We start from the raw sequence: 20083 nt of genomic DNA, 5'->3' as shown, positions 1-20083 counted from the left end.
AAGCCAGTCGCAGCGCCCTTACTCCAATCCGGGGGGGCCTTCTCGCTCCATTAATTGTTGCAGCTCTTCGCGCAGGGCCGCGCCGTGCCGCGCCCAGTAATCCTCCCCCAATATCGTCACCGCGGCCCGCTCGTAGCCTTGCAACAGCCTGTCGCCAAGGGGCTGGTCCACGTGCTTCGCCGCGTTCCATTGGTCGCGGCAGGGGCACTGCTGCCGCTGAAGCGCCTGCGCAAGTTCACCGCGAGAGCCGCCCGCAAGATACTGCTCCAACAGCTCCATCACTCGGGGGTAACAGTTCGGGCAGGTCATGGGGGCGACGATCCCCTCGTCCCATTCGGAATATTGGCCCCGGTCTACCCGGTGCCAGGCGAAGTTGACCCGGGGAAGCAGCTCCGCCGGCAAGGCGGCCAAGACATCGGCCAGCACCCACAGCGAAGGCTGCCGGTAAAGCCCCTGCCCATGCAGCCAGTAGGTCAGGGTATGCGGTTTGAGGTTCATCGGGAACAGCACGCATTCGTCCACCCCGTGGCCAAGGGCCCAGGTGACGGTCGCAACCGCGTCGGCTATGATCTCTTCCCCGCTGAGGAAGGGCGCCCCCAGGGCCACGTTCGCGATGCTCGACAGCCCCGGAGCCATTCGGATCGCCTCGATAGTCCTCAAAAATCCGTCAGGCGTCAGCGGCTTGTTGATGCAGCAGCGCAGCACCTGCCGCGAGGCAGACTCCAGCCCCATCTCCACCGTCCACCTGGGCCCGAGGATCTCGGAACAGTCGGCGATGCACTCCGGCGTAACCGTGTTGTGATGGGTCTCGATGATGACCGAGGCTTTGGGGCAGCGCGCCCGCAGCAGCGCCAGGATGCGCCGACGGGCGGGCGGGGCGATCTCCCAGGCGTCCAGGAAGCTCCCCGAGGCGCTCAAGACGATCATTTCCGGCTCGAAAGCGAGGCTGTCCAGCGCGGCCCCCATGGCCGCGACCATCTCGTCGGCTTGGGGCTCGGTGCTCGCCCAGTAATTGCAGATCGTGCAACCGCCGTTGAGTATGTCGTGACGACAGCCGCGGGTGCGCAGCCATATCTGGACAAAGCGCCGCTGGGCGTCGGCCACGACTATCCGGTGCCCGCAGGAGGCCGGTACCAGCGGACGGCCCTTGCGCAGGGCCAGCCCAAGGTGGGACAGCAGTTTAGCGATCGCCATGGGGAAGGATTTGCCGTCTCGGGCAGCGGGGCGGGCACTCCTGCGCTTGCCCGAGTCTCATGTGCGCATTACTCCGTTTGCCAGGTGACTATGTCCGCCAGGGCGCATCGCGGGGGGCGGGGCGGGTCGCCAACCGGATACCCCAAAGCGATGACGGCGACGAGTTCGTCTTCCGTCTGGAGCAGGCGCAGGACAGGATCGACATCGAGCAGATCGCATATCCAGAGCGTTCCGAGGCCCTTCTCCTGGGCCGCGAGCAGCATATTCTGGATGCTGGCCCCTATGCTCTGGACATCGATGACGCGTGCAAGCACGGGGTCCTTCTCCATGCTGTAGCGCGCGGTGGCACGGTTATACACCAGGACAAAAACTGGAGCCTCCTCCATGGCCCGGACGGTGGCCCGGACGCACACGCCGATCCGCCCTGCGGCCAACTCCTCTTCTACCAACACGCGGATACGGGCGAACAACGCGTCGCGGCTCTTCTGCGCCACCACAACGAAGCGCCAGGGCTGAGCGTTCTTAGGAGATGGGGCCTCAATCGCTGCCGCAAGCAGAGATTCGATCAACTTCTGCGGCACCGGGGTAGGCTGGAAGTTGCGGATGCTCCGCCGAGTTCGCATCGCCTTCATCAATTCCATCCGGCTTTCCGCCTCCTTCCGCATTAAATCCGTTCATTCTTTGTTTAGCCCGAATCGAATCTAAAAGAAAGAGGCGAGGCTCCGCCATCCTGCCCCCGGATTGATGAGCGGTTGTGCCAACAGGCTGTTACAATGGTTGCTCCCGCTCATGCCCATGGTCTTCAGCGCCGCGTCGGCTTTCATGTTCGCTGCCGGTTCCCTCGAAATACCCCACGAACGCATACGGAAATACCGGCCTGGAGGATTCGCAGGGCGCCACTTGCCAGAGCAAAAGGGGTCACACCGCTTCTCGGCGAAGCCGTCGAAACCGGATTCCCTCAGAATCCGCTGAAGACGGTCGCAAAAGGCCCGCCCACGAGACAGGGGAATCTCATCCCGGGCCAGACACATCGTCCTTTGCTGATCGCCTTGACGGCCACGTCCCATCGACTCTCCCCTGCATGCCGTTACGGGAGTTTCGGCCAGCACGCAGTGTTTTCCGACAGGCTGCTAACTTCTGGACAATTTGTAGGCCGCCCGATAATATTTCCTCAATAGCATTGCGGTTTCTAGTTGCGCGGGCTCGGGGATTGTTCGGCGCTTGAGCGGCAAGCAGTTTTAAGACCGTATTCCTGGCGTATTCTCCTCGCTTGCTGAACTCTTAGCTGTCGGAGATTGCCCTTGAATTCGCATTTCCCTGTGCGCAGACGTATTTTCATCAGTTATGGGCACGACGAGCACGCCGAATTGGCCCTGCGCCTGAAGCGCGATCTGACCGCAAGCGGGCACGAGGTCTGGATCGACTCCGAGGGCATCATTCCCGGCACTCCCGACTGGGAGCATTCCATCGAAAAAGGCATCGCCTGGCTGGCCGAAGCGCCGGAGCAGCACCTCAGCGGTCTTTCGTCCCCCTTGTTCAACCCGCCATCCCGACGACGCCGTTGCCCCCTCGCTGCTCCTGCCACGCCGCAAGCGCCTGCAGAGACGCCCAGTGCCGCGCTCCGGAACGTCCCGGCCAGCCTGGACAGCCCGTTTCGCGTCCGCAGGCCCAAGCGACTCCGGCGGCGCGCAGCTTTCGGCCCCCCCGTACGGCTTCTGATCGGGAGAATCCACCGGGGCTGAAACATCCAAACAGCTTGCAAAATCTGACGTGAGCTCATGCAAACCATGAAAGGCGGCACCAACGATGCCTGACACCACCCACTCCCCTGACCAGATCCAGTTCAGCACCGACAACTCGCCACTTCGTTTCCATCCCCTGAACGGCGAATCCGCGCAAACTATCATTGATGCGGTCTCTCCGCTCATAGCCCTGGCCGAGTTCAGCTCCGGCAAGACGGTCGTGCAGGCCGCCGAGCTGCCCTTTTACGAGGGCGTCAAGTTCTACGCCCTCTCGGACAACACCCTGCCGCCGCCCAACACCCGCTACGCCTTCCACAAGGACGGCCTGACCGTCCTCCACGACTGGACCAACGAGCCCATCTACAAGCTCAACGAGGAGCTCCCGCTGATCCTCACCGAGCAGACCATGATCCCCTACGTGCGCTTCTTCTTCCACTACGTGCGGGGCCAACTAGGCCGTTTCATCATCGTGGAAAACCTGGATGAAGTCCCCTGGCTGCCGGAGGCCACGGACGATGAAAAAGCGGCGGTGGAAGCCGAGTTGATGCCCGTGAGTTATCGGGGCATCGCCCCGGACGGCATGCACACCCTTGTGGCCACCGTGGTATTCAAGAACGCCCTGTTCCGGACCAACGTCAAGATCGCTCCGCAAGCCATGGATGTGACGAACCCAGAAACAGGGATCGAGGAAGGTTACACGTTCGGACAGATGATGCTCTGCAACGAGGAACTGCTTCTGGAGGAACTCGCCGTAGAGATTGCTCCGCCGCCCGGAGAATTCGGATAGAGGTTGATGCGACGCGCAACAGATGCTGGCTGAACATACCACGTAACCCTGGCAGGAGACCGCAATGCCATCGACAGAAGTTGTCTCTCCTCATCTTATCCCGCTGACAGTGGCGGTAACGGGCCACCGCGACATAGACCCCATTCACGAGGAACTCATCCACGAAAAGCTCGTCGGCAAGCTCAAGGAGTTCCGGGACCAATACCCCGACACCCCCGTGCGCTGCCTGAGCGGTCTGGCGGAAGGCGCCGACATGGTCTTCGCCAGGGCCGCGCTTTCCCTGGGGCTTGAGCTGGTTGCCGTCATCCCGGATTCAACCGAGGAGTTCATCAAGGATTTCCGCGAACCGGCTCACCCCGGCCGGAGCGCTGAGGCCCTGGCGTCCGAATTCAAGGACATACTCGGGCGTTGCAGCGACGTGGTCCACGTGCATGTGCCGGAGGCCATGAAACACACCGCGATGCGATACGCCCACGTGGGAATTTATCTCGCGCGGCACAGCCACATTCTGTTGGCGGTTTGGGACGGCAAGGAGTCGTCGAAAATCGGCGGCACACGTCATGTCATGAAGCTCTTCCAGGAGGGGATCAACGAGGAACACCTCGATGACATCGCCTGCAAGCTCAATCCTCCGGAACGAAGGCAGGTCCACGCGCTCTATGTGCCCCGCAACGGCATGCTTCCCAAGAACATCTTCGGTTGGGCGGACTGCTCGGGTTTAGCGAGCGAGGAGTCCGGACCCATGCTCAAGGCTTTGAACCGTTTCAACTATGAGGCGGCGAGGCTCCGGGTTGCCAAACCGAATCTGTTGGCCTTGTCCGCATCCTATCTGGATTTCAGCAAGGAAAGGATCGAGCTGAACAAAGGAGAGCAATCCATATTGGGAGCGTTTGTCGCCGCAGACGCCCTGGCGGGGGAGTATCAATTGAAAACGCTGCTATATATACGGTCCATTTTTATAGCAGCAATCCTGATGGTGATTTCATTTGCGACATACTCGAACAACATCATAACGTCTCCGCTTGCCCTAGGTGCGTACATTGCATTTTTCACAGCCGGCCTCATTGTCTACTGGCACAATCGCAAGAACAACTGCTATACTCAATATCTCGACTACAGAGGCCTCGCCGAGGGGCTGCGCGTGCTGCTGTTTTACAGGTTGGCGGCCGCACCTGTGAAAGCTTCCGACCAATACCTCCGAAAACAGCATAGCGAGATCACCTGGATTCGTGACGCCATCAGGACAATCGACCTGACGCAACACAGGAGCAAGCCGGAGATCGACATCGTCAGCAGGCGCTGGATTGCCGACCAACAGGGATACTTCGAGAGGGCGGCCCGGCGAGACATCAAAATCAAGAACAAAAACAACATGATCGCCCTGGTGTTGTTCATTTGCGGCCTGACCCTCGCGCTGGTGTGGCTTGTCATACAGCCCGCAACGTACATGGGGGAGGAAGCCGCGAAGTGGTTCATCACCTTCATCGGTTTGCTTCCGGCCATTGCGGCGACACTGGCTGGCTATACGTATCGTTTGGGCGTGGACCAGCAGACGAAGCAATACTCCAGAATGCACGACGTATTCAGCCGGGCTGCGAAGCTCGTATCCAGCATCCCGGACAAACCTGAGGAAACACGGCCGCCCCGACTGAGCGAGCGAGAGAGGAAATTCATTTCCATCGTCATGGAACTCGGACGCGAAGCATTGGCGGAGAATGCGGACTGGATCATTCTGCACCGTGACAGGCCGATGACATGGCCACAATAGCCTTTTGAGATACTCAATAATACACTGCCGGGGGCATCGCGTTGGAAACGTATGAGTTCACACTTCTGTCGTGCTTCATCCACAAGGGTTTGGTTGTCGGCGTAAAGGCCGTCTATAAAAAGATCGAACTTGAAAATGGCTCCGACAGCATGGTGGAGGCCGTCATCAAGGCGCGGCACGATGTGGCCGCCGAGGCGCAGAGCCAATCCATGCTGGAAGGGGAGCGCGTGCTCGCTTTCGATGGCCATGTTGCGGTCCTCTGCTCCCCGGAGGACTTTGTCGGCACAGCCGGACAATATCCGTCGCTGGCCGGGGGAAAGCTGGCGCGTTACTTCCCGCAAGAAAAAGAGGAAGACGCCCAGGCACCCCGGGTGCGCAAACCGAACTTCACCTATCGTTTCTTCGACGGGGGGGCGGCCGAGACGAAAGATCTCGTGGCCGCCTCGGTGCTTTTCAAGGATCATTTCGACGACGCCTATGAGCTGGAACGCCTCTTTCTGGACCGGCGTTGCCCAGCGGGCGCGGTCCTTCAATACCTTCAGGAGATGTCCGACGGCAGGCTCCAGCCGGTGGCCGTTTTTCCCGGGCTCATCAAGGGCTTCCTCGGGGAGGAGCAGGCCGAGCCAGCCCCGGTGCCCAAAAAACGGACAGTTCCGGACAATCCGCTCAGATTAGCCGTCAATGTTCTCTTCGAGCAGGCTTTGTTGCGCCAGGGGCACCTGGAAGACCAGCCCGGCAGCGACCACCAGCGCGGACTGGAGTGGCTGGTTGAACAGTTGGAGGTAAGAAGCGTCATAGCCATCGAGACGGAGATCCCCTTCATCGAGCGGCAACTCGTTCAAGGCGCCATGCAGCTCGGGCTCACCCTGCGCCCGGTATTTGCCGAACCGCTCAGCCCGACCGAGCAGGTATTGTCACTGGCCAAATCCACAAGCCCCTCCCTTGTCGTGTTGCCATTGAACGCCTACCCGAGCCTGTCCGACCCTGAAGCCGTGGCCGCGGAAATCCAAAGCGTGGAGCACGCGGCGATCATTACCTGCGGCAGCCTTCGCGCCCTTCCGGAGCCTTTGCGCCGGATAATCGAAGTGGTCGTGAGCTGCCCCAAGCCGGATGAGCCCCTTTTCCGCAAACTCTTCCAGGCTTTTTACGGCGTGCTGCCGCCTGAACAGCAGGATTCGCCACAGGACGCGTCGTGGATCCGGTACGTTCAGCCATCCGACCTGGCCAGGGTCGCGCGGCTTGAGGGAGACCCCCTGCGCGCTTACGTTTTGCTCGAGCACCGCATCCAGGACCGCTTGCAGCGGCTGACCCCGAAGCACGGCCCCTCCCTCTCCCAACTGCACGGGCTCGGCGAGGCCCGAATCCGCGCGGAGATGCTCATATCCGACATCCGGGCCGCGCTGGCCGGCGAAATCCCCTGGACCCAGGTGGATCGCGGCATGTTGCTCACGGGCCCTCCCGGGTGCGGCAAGACCACCCTCGCCAGGGCCATCGCCAAGGACTGCGGCATACACTTCGTGGAATGCTCGGCGGCCCGCTGGCAGATGTCGGGGTACCTGAACGACCACCTCGCCGCCATCTCGCGTGATTTTCAGGAGGCCAGGCGGTTCGAGCCCACCATCATGTTCATCGACGAGATCGACTCCATCGGCAGCCGTGACAAATTCACAGGCAGCAACGCGAGCTACGCCACCCAGGTGGTCAATGCCGTACTCGCGGAGCTTCAGGGCTTCTCGGACCGCGGCAAGGTGTTCGTGATCGCCGCCACCAACAGTCCCGACAATGTGGACCCGGCGCTGCGCCGCGCCGGAAGGCTCGACAGGGTGATCCAGGTCTCGCTGCCGACCATCGACGCCCTGGAAAAGATCTTCGGCTACTATTTGAACAAGAACGGCGTGCACCTCGGCGCCGGCAGCGACATCGCCCTGAAGCCGTTGGCCGAGGCGTCCTTCGGCCGTACGGGCGCCGATGTGAGCCTGGCCGTGCGCGGCGCCGTCCGGCGGGCGCGCATTGCCGGGCGCCCCGTCCGCCAGGAAGACCTGCTGGCGGAGCTCTACAACCGGCCGCTGGACAACAGCTTCATCCGCCCCCTGGATGGCGAGGGCCTGCGCCGGGTGGCGATCCACGAGGCCGGGCACGCATTCCTCCGCTTGAAATGCGGGGGCAACGCAGGCGGGATCGCCTACATCTCCATCGTGCCCAGGCCGGACGGTTCCCTGGGCTTCGTCTCGCTCAAGCCCAACCCGGACGTGGCCACGGCGGGCAAGGCCGACTACCTGGCCTACCTTTCCATCCTTCTGGGCGGCCGGGCGGCGGAAGAGGTCTTCTTCGGGGAGGACCGCGTGGGCGCCGGGGCCGGCGGGAGCGAACAGAGCGACCTGGCCAAGGCGACGGAGGTGGCCACGGACATGGTCTGCAAGCTCGGGCTGGGGACCATGATGCGCCTCAACTGGCGCAAAACCCCCACCAACGAGGACATCGCCGAGATCGAGGAGCTCATCGGCGAGGCCTACGACGACGCCAAAGGGATGATAGCCGCCGGCAAGGGCACCGTGGAGAGGATCGCGAACGCCCTGGTGGAGAAGCAGGAGATGTCCGGCGAGGAGCTCAAAGCGCTGGTGGGGAGCGGCCAGTAATGCCGACACCAGGGTTATAACGTTCTCTCTGCAAGCGACAAAGCCGGGCACGCCCTCCCGCCCGGAAAGAGAGACATCTTGGGCAGCGGCGCGGGGTGAAATGACCTTTTTGGTCGCAGCGCGGCAACAACGCACCCATCCGTTGGCGCGCGTCCGTATCGCAACCGCCGCTCCCTAGCGAGGAACACACATGACCGACAAGCACAGCCCGACCGTCAAGGACCACATGGAGCAGTTCTCGGAGCAACGCAGCCGCTACGGGCTGCTTGCGAGGATAGTCCGCAGCATCCTGGAAAAGGCCTGCTCCGGCATGTCCCTTGCCCCCATCTTCCAGGACAGGGTCAAATCCCCCTCCAGCTTCGCGGACAAGATCATCTGCAAGGGCTACTCCGCCCCCTTCACGCAGACCACGGACTTCTGCGGCGTCCGCGTCATTACGATCACCAGCGACCAGGTGAAGCAGGTCTGCGGGTTCATCCGCGACCGCTTCGAGATCGACGAGAACAACTCCGCTGACCAGGCCAAACGACTCAACGATGCGGAGTTCGGGTACCGCTCCGTCCATTTCATCGTATCCCTGCGCAAGAACAAGGACGGGGCTCCGGACATCCCCCAGCAGTGCCTGGACGACCTGGGGCAGTCAGAAAAGGATGCGCTCCAGGGAATCATGGGCCTGAAGGCCGAAATCCAGGTGCGCACGCTCATGCAGCACGCCTGGGCGAGCGTCGTCCACGACACGCTCTACAAGAGCGCGTTCAAGGTGCTCAAGAAGAAGTGGTCCAGGGATGCGGCCCGCATCGCGGCGCTCATCGAGGACGCGGACAAATGCTTCGTGCGCCTGCTGGAGGACATCGAGGACCACAAGTCGTCCGAGGACTCCTTGCGCGGCGTCGAGGACGTCGAAAAAGAGATCAAAAGACTCAGCGAAGTCCTGCCCTACTGCGACGACAAAGGGGCAGCCTCGTGCCGCATCGCGCGTCTCTCGATGCTCCTGGACCGCTTTGACGATGCGGAGTCCGTGCTCACGGGGCACTATGACCCGCTCGACGCGGAGATGGTCCGGACCCTCGCCGAAGTGCGGATCAAAAGCGGCGCCCCCCAGAAGCGGACAGAGGGGCTGAACGAACTGCGCGCATACCTCGCCCGGGAGGAAGGCAAAACGGACACGAAGGCCATGGTGCTGCTGGGCGGGGCGTTGGGCTGGGCGGACCTGCACGAATCCCTTTCGTGGTTCGAGAAGGCGTTCGGCTTGAATCCCACCGAACCCGCCATTCTGCGGGGCTACCTTGAACGCAGCATGGTCAAGGAGGAAAAGCCCGGCACGCTCACCCTGCTCTTCCCCGTCATCGACAAGGCCCTGGAAATCGCCCGGAGCCGGGCCGCCATGGAGACCGGGCTGCCCTGGACCCACCACGACATCGGCATGCTCGAACTCATGCGCGGGCGCCCCTATGCAAGCCTGGAGGCATTTGCCCAGGCGGTGACGTACGACGTCTCCATGCGGCGCAGCGATGCCTTGATCGACACCCTGGGTAGAATCGGGCAAGCCGTGGGCAAAGAGCTCCAGGGCGTGGAATGGGCACGGCAGTTCCTCATCCTCGCCAGGGCGAACCAGGCCAGCCAAACGATCGAGGACGACAAGGAACGGGCCGCCGCGGTGCGGAACTGCCTTGCGGCCTACGGATTGACCTGTCAGGCTGGCCTCGAAGGCCCGGTTTTCATTGTGGCCGGCGGGTGCGACCCCAGCGTCGAAGCCAAGATCGAAGGCTACCGTTCGGTCATCGAGAACGCCTTCGCCGGCGTATCGGGTACGGTCATCTGCGGCGGGACGACCGCGGGCGTCAGCGGCATCATGGGGGATCTCCTGGGCCGCGCGCAAGGTGTGCGCCTGGTCAGCTATCTGCCGGACCCCATGCCGCAAATGATCGAAGGCGTGCGCATCACCGTGCACGAGGGCTACCAGCAGGGGCTCCGCTTCGTGGCGGGCGGCGGCTTCTCCCCCCTGGGGCCGATTCAGGGATGGATGGACATTCTGGCCTCGGGGTTGCGCGCCCGGGACGTGAAGGTGCTCGGCGTCAACGGCGGCCTGATTTCGGCCGCCGAGTACGTGGTCGCCGCGGCATTGGGGGCAAAGGTCGGCCTCATCCAGGACAGCGGCCGCCAGGCCTTCCGCCTGCTGGACGACCCCTTCTGGTCCAAGCACAGATGCGTCATGCCCATGCCCAACGACAAAGAAACCATCAAGCTCTTCATCACCCCTCCGAAACCGCCCCGGGACCTTGCCCCGGCCGATGTCGATATTCTCGCGATCCAGGCCCACGAAGGATATCGCAGCCGCCGAGGCCGTGAACTCTCCCCTTCCGAACCGGCGCTCGCAAGCTGGGACAAACTGCTGCCGCATATCCAGGAATCCAACAGGCAGCAGGTGGGCCACATCGAAGCCAAGCTCGACCGCGCGGGGCTCAAGCTGCGCAAGGCGAAAGAAAGCGACATCGTGCTCTTCGACATGAACAAAGCCGGCGTTGTCGAAGACTTGGCCGAGTACGAGCACGCGCGCTGGAATTTGGAGCGTCTTATGGACGGCTGGACCCGGGGAGACCGCGACCCCGTAAAGAAGACCAGCCCCTACCTCGTCCCCTGGAACGAACTGCCCGACGACATCAAGAAGTACGACAGGGAGGCTGTGGAGGACATCCCGGCCAAGCTCGCGGAGCTTGGATACGAGGTCTACAGGCCCTGAGCGTACAGCCCGCGAATGCCTTTTCGACACCAGGGGGCAGCGTCGGCGATTACCGTCGGGGGGGGGGGGGGGCCCCGCGGGGGGGGGGGGGGGGCGGGGGGGGCCGGCCCCCCCCCCCCCCCCCCCCCCCCCCCCCCGCGGGCCGGGGCGCCGCCTGGCCCAAACCCAACGCGGCCGGGGCTTTCGCCCCGGCCGCAGGTCGCTCAGGTCAAGCAGCCACTAGAAGTGGTAGCGCAGACCGAGGGCCACCTTCCAGGCGTCGCCGTTCTGAGCCTGGTTCACGAAGCGGCGGCCCCAGACGGACTTCTCGAACTGGCCGTGAGCCCAGCCGGTCTCGCAGATGAGGGCCAGGTTCTCGTAGATGTTGTACTGGGTATCGAAGTTGATGCCCATGGAGTACTCGTTGGTGGTCAGGTCACGACCCATCATCACGTAGTTGCCAACGCCGGTCAGCAGGTTGGCGGTCTTCAGCGCGCGGGAGGAGTTGGTGCCGCGGGCGTAGGTGAAGGTCAGGCGGTGGGTCAGATCCTGCATGAAGCTGATCTTCTCCAGGGCGAACACGAAGCCCCAGCTGCCGATGGAGTTGGTGCCGATCTGGCCGAAGTTCAGCTCCTGGTTGGTGTCGAACAGGAAGGAGTTCGAGGGGCCCCAGTAGTTGACCACGGAGGGCATACGCTCGGAACCGTTGCGGGTGGAGCTGTCCTCACCGGTGGAGTACCAGAAGGTGAGCTGGGGGGTCAGGATGTCGAAGCCGGTGTACTCGGCGGCGACGTCGAAGAAGAAGCCGCCGCGCTTGTTGCCGGAGCTGCCCTGGGTGTTGCCTTCGCCGTAGATCACGTCGGCGTAGAACTTGAAGGGATCAAGAGCGGTCACCGCGAAGGAGGAACCGATCCACCAGTACACGGGCTGGGAGGCGCTGATGCGGCTCAGGCCGGAGTAGGTGGAGGCGGACAGCAGGTAGGTGGCCAGGGTCTCGTTGGTGTTGGGGCCACCGTTACCCATCCAGGTGCCGGCGTAGTTGGCGTTCTTGCCGGCGACGGTGAGCAGGCCCCAGGGGGTGGCGCTGAAGCCGTTGACGGAGATGGGCAGGCTCAGGAAGTAGCCGTCGAACTCGTCGGGCACCTGCTTGGTGGTGGGGTCGAAGTCCTTGTTGGTGTCAAGGAAGCGCATGAAGCCGCCGACGATCTTCAGGCTGTCCATGACGGGCACGGACACCAGGGCGGCGGCGGCGCGGGTGCCACCGAACACGGGGTTGGAGCCCAGCCAGTCGACGGACATGGGCAGGTCGACGTTCTGCAGGCCGATGGTGAACTGCACGTCGGTGTTGGGCCACTTGAACTGCATGAAGGCCTGGTAGACCTGGATGGACACGGCCGGGTTGTCCACGGTGAAGGTGCCGGAGCCCCAGGGGTTGTCGTTCACGCGGATGCCAAGGCGGAACTTGAGGTTCTCGTTGGCGATGAAGTCGGTGCGCAGGCGGAAGCGCTCCCAGATGGTGAAGGAGTCGTAGGTCTGGGTGCCGCGGGCGTTCCAGCCGGTGAAGTTGTACTGGGACCAGAAGTTGCCGTAGATGCGGGCGTCGCCGGTCATCTTGACTTCGGTGGCAGCCTGAGCGGCAACCGCGCCGAGGGCAAAGCTGACGAGCAGAGCCAGGGCCATAATGCGTTTCATTTTCCATCCTCCTCTTAGAAATAACATGAAGGGCCTCTGCCAAAGGGCACGTCCAGGTGGGAACTCGCCCTCCGGAAGCCGATGCCTCCGGGAATCCCCTCGTGCCCTGTTGCCGTTGGATGCGCGCGTTGCGGCTTGGGCAGCCAGCGCGCGTCGGTAAAAAAAACTGTACCCTACCACGGCCGAAACTTCTGTAGATTGAAACGTAACAGGAGGCAAGACAAAATAAATCACAAAATTGTCGTTTCGCTTAAAAAACCTCTCGATCATCCCTTCTTGAAATGTGCGGGGTTAGAGAAAATTCCGGTGACAGGAACGACGGCGTTCAAATCTTTCAACCGTCACCAAGTGGCGGCGTCGGCCGATCGGCGTCATTTTGTTGGCAATAGGAAGGGACGCTTGTTTTAATTGACCGGGATCGTTTGCGATATTTTTCAATGCACGGCATGTTCCCCGCTGGCGGCCATTCTGGCCAAGCCGGGCCGCGACACGAAGCCTCTTTCACTCCGGGGCGCTGACGCAGCTTCGGATTGCCCTGAACGTTACCAAACCGTAACGAAAGAAATGAAACTTTTTTCGGAGGGAGGGGCGATGGGAGCGCTCCGCGCGATCCGCCGCAACGCCACCCGGGCGCCGATATGGATAGGGAGGGCCGCCGGAGCGGGGATGCGGAGGCTAGTGCGTTGCCTGCGGCCTGCCCCGGAGCCGCAGTCGCACGAAGCGGGGCTCGCTCAGGGAGCCGCCGGGAGAGCAGTTGGGGCAACCATCATATAGAAGCAGGCAGTCCGCGCCGAGGGAGTCCGTCGGGATGCCCATCCAGAGCAGCACTTCGCACGGGTCGCGGAAGGTGACGGGTGATCTGCAGCGGCCGCATTCGGCATAGAGCAGGCTGGCATCGAAAAGCCTGTTCATGGTCCACCCTCGGTCAAGGATGAATATGTCAAACCCCGATGTGTCCTGAATGTCACCCGGCTGGGCGGGTGTCAATGCGTCGCAAAGCGAACGAGCCGGCTCCCCAGATGGAAGCCGGCTCGTTTTCTAGCGTACTGGCGAGTCAGCTGGCCTTCTTGCGGCGTTCCCAGAGGCGCATGTCCTGCATTTTCTTGCGGCGGGCGCGCTGGAGTTCCTTGCAGACCAGGGGCATGTCCTTGGGATAGCCCCACTTGGCGCGGTACTCGTCGGGAGTGAGGCCGAACTTGGCCAAGTGGCGCTTGGTGATGACCTTCATGGATTTGCCGGATTCCATGCAGAGGATGCTTTTTTCGCGGATGGCCTTTTTCGCCTCGAGCGGACGGCCGGAGGCGTCCTCCACGGGAGCGGAGGGGGTGAAGCCCTGCACAACTGCTTTAAGCCCAACCACCAGATTCTGGACCATCGTCACGATCTCCTGGGCGGTCATGATCCGAACCTTGGCCTGAGCCCTCACAATTTCAAGGGCTTCCTTAAGATAGTCGTCCATGCGGTCTCCTTCGTGATTATCGTACGTCATCCTGATTGAGTCCGTCAGGCTTCAGGAGGAGTAGCGAATATTGCGGAATTGTAAATACGTATTTTATTCGCCAGCGAGAGAAACCCAGGTTGAGGATGGTCAGGCCGGGTCATGGCTGCCCGCCCGCCGGGGGGGGCGGGCCAGGCTTGACGCGAACAAGGGGCCCTGGCCGATCTGGATGCCCATATCCCGCAGCATGGAAACCTGGAGCCTGCTGTGCACCCCGCGGGCGGCGGGGAGCATGAGCAGATTGGCCGCGTAGGCGCTGAAATCGAGCAGCGCGGCGCGGGCTTCCGAGTCGTCCTCGTGGAAGAGGGTGTCCAGGGGGTCCAGGCGCAACACGTCGGCGGGCAGACGCTCCACGAAGAGAGAGGGCATGGCGCCAAGGCAGCCCACATCGATGCCCAGGAGGAACCCGAGCCGCTTCAGGGCGATGAAGCCTTCAACACCGGTCATGCCCAAGTCGCGGCAATGCCCGTCGGGGAAGAACAGGCAGAGCTTGCCGGTCCTGATGTCCATGGCCTGGGCTTTGGCGGCCAGGCCGAGAATTTGGCGCGTGTCGGCAAGTGTTGCGGCGGGCAGGGGCAGGCAGATGAAGGCCACCTGGTCCAGGACGGGGCGAGCGCACTGCACAGCCATTTCCAGACGCTCCACAGGGCTGGGGGGTGTCGGATGCAGCGGATGGACTTCCGCGTCGACAGCCTTGAGCGACCCGTCGCCCAGATCCACGAGGGGGAGCAGGGTGACAGGGGCGTGGCTGGTTGAGTCTGCGGTTTTGTATGGTGTCAGGAACATGGTTGTTGCTCAGCAAGTTGCATGCCTGAATCAAATATACTGTGTTTTTGAGCTGATGTAAACAGCCATGCAACCTTTCTGGTTGTGTCGGTCCTGAAAGCAGGCGGGATGAGTCCCGAATAATGGACACGGTCCTGTTTTGAGGATTCGAGGGGTGCTTCACCACGGGAGAGGAATGGAGTAGTGGGCTGGGATGCGTTTTTTCATTCAGACCCTCGGCTGCAAGATCAATCAATACGAATCCCAGTCCTTGCGGGAGTCGTGGACCGCACGCGGCTGGAGCGAGGCGGATTCACCTGCGCTGGCGACCCTCGTGCTGGTGCACACCTGCGCCGTCACCTCGGGCGCGGTGGCCGACAGCAGGGGGGCGGTGCGGCGCATGGGGCGCGAGGCTCCCGAAGCCGCCATCCTGGTGGCCGGGTGCGCCGCCCAGGTGGAGCCGGAGATGTTCCGGCCGTTGCCGGGCGTCGCGGCGGTGGTGCCGCAGGCCGCGAAGCCGGGCCTGGCCCGCTGGCCCGAGCCGTGCGAGGCCGCGCCCTCCCGCGCGTGGCCGGAGTTTTCCATCGGCGGGTTCAAGCGCTCCAGGCCTGTGCTCAAAGTACAGGACGGCTGCTCGCACGGCTGCACCTACTGCATCGTTCCCCGGGCTCGCGGCGGGGCGCGCTCCCGCCCGTTCGGCCCGATCCAGCGGGAGGCCGAGGCCCTGTTCGCCGCCGGGCACCGCGAGGTGGTGCTCTCCGGCATCAACCTCGGGCAGTTCGCCACTGAGGGCGGCGGCGACTTCTGGGACATGCTCGCGGCCCTGGAGCGCGGCCTTGCGCCGCGCTGGGCCGGGCGGGCGCGGCTGCGCCTCTCCTCCCTGGACCCGGGGATGCTTGGCCCGAAAGCCCTGGACGTCCTCGCGGGCTCCTCCATGACCTGCCCGCACCTGCACCTCTCCATGCAGAGCGCTTCCGCGTCCGTGCTGGCGGCCATGGGCCGCGCCCATTACGGGGCCGAAGAGGTGCTGCGCTTCCTGGACGAGCTGCGCGGCGTCTGGCCGGTGGCGGCCCTGGGGGCGGACTTGCTCACCGGCTTCCCCGGGGAGGACGACGCGGCCTTCCGGCAGACCCTGGATTTCATGGCGCGCGCGGGATTGAGCTACGCCCACGTGTTCCCCTTCTCGCGCAGGCCGGGCACCGTGGCGGCCAAGGCCCCCGGCCAGTTGTCCCTGGACGTCAAGAAAGCGCGCGCCGCCGCCTTGCGGGCCGAGGCGGCGAGGCTGGAAGAGGCTTTTGCCGACCGGCTCGCGTCGCTCCCCAGGCTGGAGGTCGCCCTGGAGAAGGCCGACCCGCCCGGGGGGCTGTGCGAGTATTATGTGGAGTGCCGGGTGGAGAACATCCCCGAGGGCTTCGAACCGCCGGGCCTGCTGGCCGTGAGGCCGCTGGACGAGGGGGAAGGGGGCGCGCTGCGGGTGGAACCGCTCCGCGAACCCACAGAGCCCCTTTACGCGCCCGGCGAGTCGCGTTAGCTGTCTTGTTTCCCGGCGACCGCCGGATCCGTCACCACGATGCGCCACGGCACCCGCCGGGCGACCACGACTTCCGAGAGAGACACATGACCAAAAGCATGACCGGCTTCGGCCGCAGCATCACCGACAACTCCTTCGCCAACGTGGTCTGGGAGGCCCGCTCCGTCAACAGCCGCTACCTGGACCTCAAATGGCGGCTGCCGCTTTTCCTGCGCGCCCACGAGTCCGAGTTGGAGCGCGTGGTGCGCCGCTACGTGGAGCGCGGCCGCCTGGAGGTGGTCTGCAACTTCCAGGCGCACCGCGCCGAGGCGCTGGACTTCAGCCTGAACAAGCCCATGGCCATGGCCATGCTGCAGAGCGTGTCCGAGCTGGCCTCGGAGATGGGCCATGACTTCGCCCCCGACTACACCCGGCTGATGACCATCTCCTCCCTGTGGCAGGAAGGGCTCAAGGACGCCCCTGCCGAACTGATGGAGGCCCTGGTGGCGGGGCTCGAGAAGGCCCTGGAGGACCACGCCGCCTCCCGCCAGCACGAAGGCGAGCTGATGGCGGCGGACATCCTGCGCAGGCTGGACAAGCTGGCCGCCTGGCACGCCGAGATCAAGCTGCAGGCCCCCCGCGTGAAGGAGGAGAAGTTCCAGGCCCTGCGCACCCGGCTCAGCACTGTGCTGGAGAAGCTCGGGGTGGAGCCCTCCGAGGAGCGCGTGCTGCAGGAAGTGGCCGTCCTGGCCGACAAGCTGGACATCACCGAGGAGCTCACCCGCCTGGGCTGCCACCTGGACCAGATCCGCGCCCTGCTCGGGCAGGACGGCGACGTGGGCAAGCGGCTGGACTTCCTGCTGCAGGAGGCCTTCCGCGAGATCAACACCTGCGGCAACAAGGCCCAGAACATCGAAATCAGCCGCGTGGTGGTGGAGTTCAAGGCCGAGCTGGAGAAGTGCCGCGAACAGGTGCAGAACATAGAGTAGGCTCCCCGTGCAGAAAACAGGACTGCTCAACATCGGCTTCGGCAACTTCGTGGTCAGTTCCAGGGTGATCGCCATCGTGAACCCCGCGTCCTCCCCCATGCGCCGCCTGCGCGAGGACGCCAAGGACGCCCAGCGCCTGGTGGACGCCACCCAGGGCCGCAAGACCCGCTCCATCATCGTGACGGATTCCGGCCACGTGGTGCTCTCGGCCATCCAGGCCGAAACCATCTCGCAGCGCTTCAGCCAGGAGGAAGATGATGCCTGATCCCAGCTCCAGCGGCAGACAGGGCCTGGCCCTGATCGTGAGCGCGCCGTCGGGCGCTGGCAAGAGCACGCTCATCGGGCGCCTGCGGGCCGAGTTCCCCGGCGTGGGCTATTCCATCTCCTGCACCACCAGGGCTCCCCGGGGCACGGAGCGCGACGGGGTGGATTACCACTTCATCGACGCAGCCCTCTTCAAGGAGCGCATCGCCCAGGGCTACTTCGCGGAGTGGGCCGAGGTGCACGGCAACTACTACGGCACCCCCCGCCAGCAGGTGCTCGACCTGCTGGCGAAGGGCCGCGACGTGCTCTTCGACATCGACGTCCAGGGCGCCAAACAGCTGCGCGCCAACCTGAACCTGGGCTGCACGGTGTTCATCCTGCCGCCCACCCGCGAGGAGCTGACGCGCAGGCTCACCGGGCGCGGCACCGACACCCCCGAGGTGATCGCCAAACGCCTGTCCAACGCCTCCAGGGAGATAGCCCAGGCCCCCTGGTTCCAGTACCTGGTGGTCAACGACGACCTTGACGCCGCTTACGACGAGCTGCGGGCGGTTTACCTTGCGGCGCGTTGCGCGCCGGAGTTGCGTCCGGGCCTCGTGGAGGGGTTGCTCCGGGGCTGGGAGGAGGCGTAGCGGGAGCTTGCCTTGCTCTTGCGTTGCGGGTATTTAGGCGGACACACCCCGAACAGGGACAGCCGCCGCCCTGCGGCACCGGAGCCCAGCCATGAGCGATTCGGAGACGATGGAGAACGCCCCACACGCACAGAGCGGCGCGCCGCGCGGACGGGAGAAGATCAAAGGCATCTTCTCCACCCAGTCCATCCAGAAGGTGGGCACGGGCACCACCACCCGAAAGACCATCCAGAAGACGTACTGGTTCGTCAACGAGCAGCCTGACGGCACCCTGGAAATCCAGCCGCTGAACAAGAATTACATCCCGTCCGGCCCCAAGCGCGCCATCTCCATAGAAGACCTGCTGGCCAAGTTCGCACCGGAGCCCGAGTTCTACGTCTCCACCGTCTACCCCAAGATGCAGGAGCTCAACCGCACCATCCAGAAGGGCGAGCGCCACCGCGAAAAGGGCGAGAACTTCAGCGCCGAGCTGGAGTTCGACCAGGCCCTCACCGTGGACGAGGAGAACGTCCGGGCCAACTTCGGCCTGGGCCTGACCTATCTGGACAGGGGCGAATCCCACAAGGCCAACGACATCTTCGAGCGCCTGGTGCGCCTGGACGCCGCCTTCGAGGCCGAGCACAAGCACCTCTTCAACGATTTCGGCATCAGCCTGCGCAAGAACAGAATGCTGGATCAGGCCCTGGAATACTACTCCAAGGCCGAGGCCCTGGCCGAATCCGACGAGAACCTTTTCTACAACATCGCCCGCGCCCACCACGAGAAGGACAACGTGGAGCAGTGCCTGGCCTACCTGGCCAAGGCGCTGGACATCAATCCCCGGCTCAAGGAGGCGCGGCTGTTCGTGAAGTACCTGGTGGACCAGGGCAAGGCGTCCGCCGACGCCCCGGGGATAGCGCAGCTGCTCCCCGAAGATTCCGAAGCCACCTGAGCCGGGGGCGCGCATGAGCCACGAGATCGGACAGCGGTTCCTGCTGGACCTGCCGGGGATGCGGCACAACCTGCCCTATTCCCCCGCGCTGCTCACCACGCTCTACAGCCAGACGGGCCAGACCTCCGTGACGCCGCTGGACGAGATCGCCGAAACCCTCGGGCGCGACCAGGGCCTCACCGCCAAGGTGCTCACCGTGGCCAACTCGGCCTTCTACGGCCTCCAACAGGAGGTGAACACCGTGGCCAGGGCCATCGCCGTGCTGGGCCTGGCGGAGGTGCGCACCCTGGTGCTGGCCGTGGGGGTCAAGGCGCTGACCGACTCCAAGGATTTCCCCAGGGACTTCCCGGTCGGCCCCTACTGGGAGCACCAGCTGAGCGTGGCCATCGTGGCGCGCATGCTGGCCCCGCTCATGGGCGGGGGGGACCCCGACAACCTCTTCACCGCCGGCGTCCTGCACGACCTGGGCAAGCTGCTCACGGCCCTGCACCGCCCCGAGGACTGGCGCGCCATCTCCGCCCTGGCCGAGGGCGGCTCCATCTCCTACTCGGAGGCCGAGGACGAGTACTGGGGCATCGAGCACGGGGTGGTGGGCTCCATGGTCATGGGCGCCTGGAACCTCCCGGCCGACCTTACCGAGCCGGTCAACTGGCACCACGCGCCCATGCATTCCCCCTTGCACCGGCGCGACGCGCTGGTGCTGTGCGTGGCGGACGCCATGGCCCACGCCGCCGCCGAAACGGGGAGCCTTGTCACCTGCCCCTGGCGCGAGGTGCTTTGCAAATTCAACCTGAGCGACGCGGACCTGCTGGAGAGGGCCAAGGCCCTGCTCGTGAAGCACGACCCCGGCGTCTTCGCGGCCGGGCTGGCCGCCTAACACTGCGAGCCCTCAGGCCCCGAGCGTTCCAAAGCCGTTTCTAGGAGTCACGGTGCGTAAAATCTGGCGACCGCGCGCG

At 64.0% G+C, this 20083-nt stretch carries 17 protein-coding genes; 11 read left to right on the top strand and 6 right to left on the bottom strand.

Annotated elements, in window-relative coordinates:
• Positions 1 to 18: 18 nt before the first annotated feature.
• Entirely contained in the window at positions 19 to 1194 is a 1176-nt protein-coding gene (locus MLE27_RS06230; RefSeq protein WP_243311178.1) for a hypothetical protein, read from the bottom strand.
• Between the two features lie 68 nt (positions 1195 to 1262).
• A complete protein-coding gene (locus MLE27_RS06225) occupies positions 1263 to 1835 on the bottom strand; it encodes a nitroreductase family protein (RefSeq protein ID WP_243311177.1) in 573 nt (190 codons plus the stop codon).
• Between the two features lie 660 nt (positions 1836 to 2495).
• On the opposite strand from MLE27_RS06225, the gene MLE27_RS06220 reads away from it, so the two are divergent.
• The 5 genes from MLE27_RS06220 to MLE27_RS06200 all read left to right on the top strand — a co-directional run bounded on the left by MLE27_RS06220 (position 2496) and on the right by MLE27_RS06200 (position 10867).
• The gene (locus MLE27_RS06220) at positions 2496 to 2936 is read left to right on the top strand and encodes a toll/interleukin-1 receptor domain-containing protein (protein WP_243311176.1); all 441 of its coding nucleotides are present in this window, start codon (positions 2496 to 2498) and stop codon (positions 2934 to 2936) included.
• A 64-nt stretch (positions 2937 to 3000) separates the two neighbouring features.
• On the top strand, positions 3001 to 3723 hold the full coding sequence (locus tag MLE27_RS06215) for a hypothetical protein (RefSeq protein WP_243311175.1): 723 nt from the start codon (positions 3001 to 3003) through the stop codon (positions 3721 to 3723).
• Positions 3724 to 3787: 64 nt separating this feature from the next.
• A complete protein-coding gene (locus MLE27_RS06210) occupies positions 3788 to 5491 on the top strand; it encodes a hypothetical protein (RefSeq protein WP_243311171.1) in 1704 nt (567 codons plus the stop codon).
• A 41-nt stretch (positions 5492 to 5532) separates the two neighbouring features.
• Positions 5533 to 8127, top strand: coding sequence for an AAA family ATPase (locus tag MLE27_RS06205; RefSeq protein ID WP_243311170.1), 2595 nt, complete (start codon positions 5533 to 5535; stop codon positions 8125 to 8127).
• Positions 8128 to 8317: 190 nt separating this feature from the next.
• On the top strand, positions 8318 to 10867 hold the full coding sequence (locus MLE27_RS06200; protein WP_243311169.1) for a RyR domain-containing protein: 2550 nt from the start codon (positions 8318 to 8320) through the stop codon (positions 10865 to 10867).
• A 219-nt stretch (positions 10868 to 11086) separates the two neighbouring features.
• Here the strand turns inward: MLE27_RS06200 and MLE27_RS06195 are convergent, their stop codons facing one another.
• The 4 genes from MLE27_RS06195 to MLE27_RS06180 all read right to left on the bottom strand — a co-directional run bounded on the left by MLE27_RS06195 (position 11087) and on the right by MLE27_RS06180 (position 14822).
• Positions 11087 to 12538: an outer membrane homotrimeric porin gene (locus MLE27_RS06195; protein WP_243311168.1), complete on the bottom strand. Its 1452-nt coding sequence runs from the start codon at positions 12536 to 12538 to the stop codon at positions 11087 to 11089.
• Positions 12539 to 13213: 675 nt separating this feature from the next.
• The gene (locus MLE27_RS06190) at positions 13214 to 13450 is read right to left on the bottom strand and encodes a hypothetical protein (RefSeq protein WP_243311167.1); all 237 of its coding nucleotides are present in this window, start codon (positions 13448 to 13450) and stop codon (positions 13214 to 13216) included.
• A 142-nt stretch (positions 13451 to 13592) separates the two neighbouring features.
• Positions 13593 to 13997 (bottom strand): Ros/MucR family transcriptional regulator, encoded by a 405-nt coding sequence (locus MLE27_RS06185; RefSeq protein WP_243311166.1) that lies wholly within the window; start codon positions 13995 to 13997, stop codon positions 13593 to 13595.
• Between the two features lie 129 nt (positions 13998 to 14126).
• Entirely contained in the window at positions 14127 to 14822 is a 696-nt protein-coding gene (locus MLE27_RS06180) for an EAL domain-containing protein (RefSeq protein ID WP_243311165.1), read from the bottom strand.
• A 193-nt stretch (positions 14823 to 15015) separates the two neighbouring features.
• Between MLE27_RS06180 and MLE27_RS06175 the strand changes: the two genes are divergently transcribed.
• From MLE27_RS06175 to MLE27_RS06150, 6 genes are all read left to right on the top strand, one after another.
• A complete protein-coding gene (locus MLE27_RS06175) occupies positions 15016 to 16332 on the top strand; it encodes a MiaB/RimO family radical SAM methylthiotransferase (protein ID WP_243311164.1) in 1317 nt (438 codons plus the stop codon).
• 86 nt (positions 16333 to 16418) lie between these two features.
• Positions 16419 to 17300, top strand: coding sequence for a YicC/YloC family endoribonuclease (locus MLE27_RS06170; protein ID WP_243311163.1), 882 nt, complete (start codon positions 16419 to 16421; stop codon positions 17298 to 17300).
• A gap of 7 nt (positions 17301 to 17307) precedes the next feature.
• A complete protein-coding gene (locus tag MLE27_RS06165; protein WP_243311162.1) occupies positions 17308 to 17565 on the top strand; it encodes a DUF370 domain-containing protein in 258 nt (85 codons plus the stop codon).
• Positions 17558 to 18196: a guanylate kinase gene (gene gmk / locus MLE27_RS06160; protein WP_243311160.1), complete on the top strand. Its 639-nt coding sequence runs from the start codon at positions 17558 to 17560 to the stop codon at positions 18194 to 18196. The genes MLE27_RS06165 and gmk overlap by 8 nt, the downstream gene beginning before the upstream one ends.
• Before the next feature lie 91 nt (positions 18197 to 18287).
• Complete coding sequence (locus MLE27_RS06155; protein WP_243311158.1) at positions 18288 to 19127, top strand: tetratricopeptide repeat protein; 840 nt, start codon at positions 18288 to 18290, stop codon at positions 19125 to 19127.
• Positions 19128 to 19140: 13 nt separating this feature from the next.
• Entirely contained in the window at positions 19141 to 20004 is an 864-nt protein-coding gene (locus MLE27_RS06150; protein WP_243311157.1) for an HDOD domain-containing protein, read from the top strand.
• Positions 20005 to 20083: the final 79 nt, after the last annotated feature.

The organism is Fundidesulfovibrio agrisoli (genome assembly GCF_022808715.1).
Taxonomy (GTDB): Bacteria; Desulfobacterota; Desulfovibrionia; order Desulfovibrionales; family Desulfovibrionaceae; genus Fundidesulfovibrio; species Fundidesulfovibrio agrisoli.
Note: the sequence above shows the minus strand (reverse complement) of the source record. Positions and strands in the feature narration are given on the sequence as shown.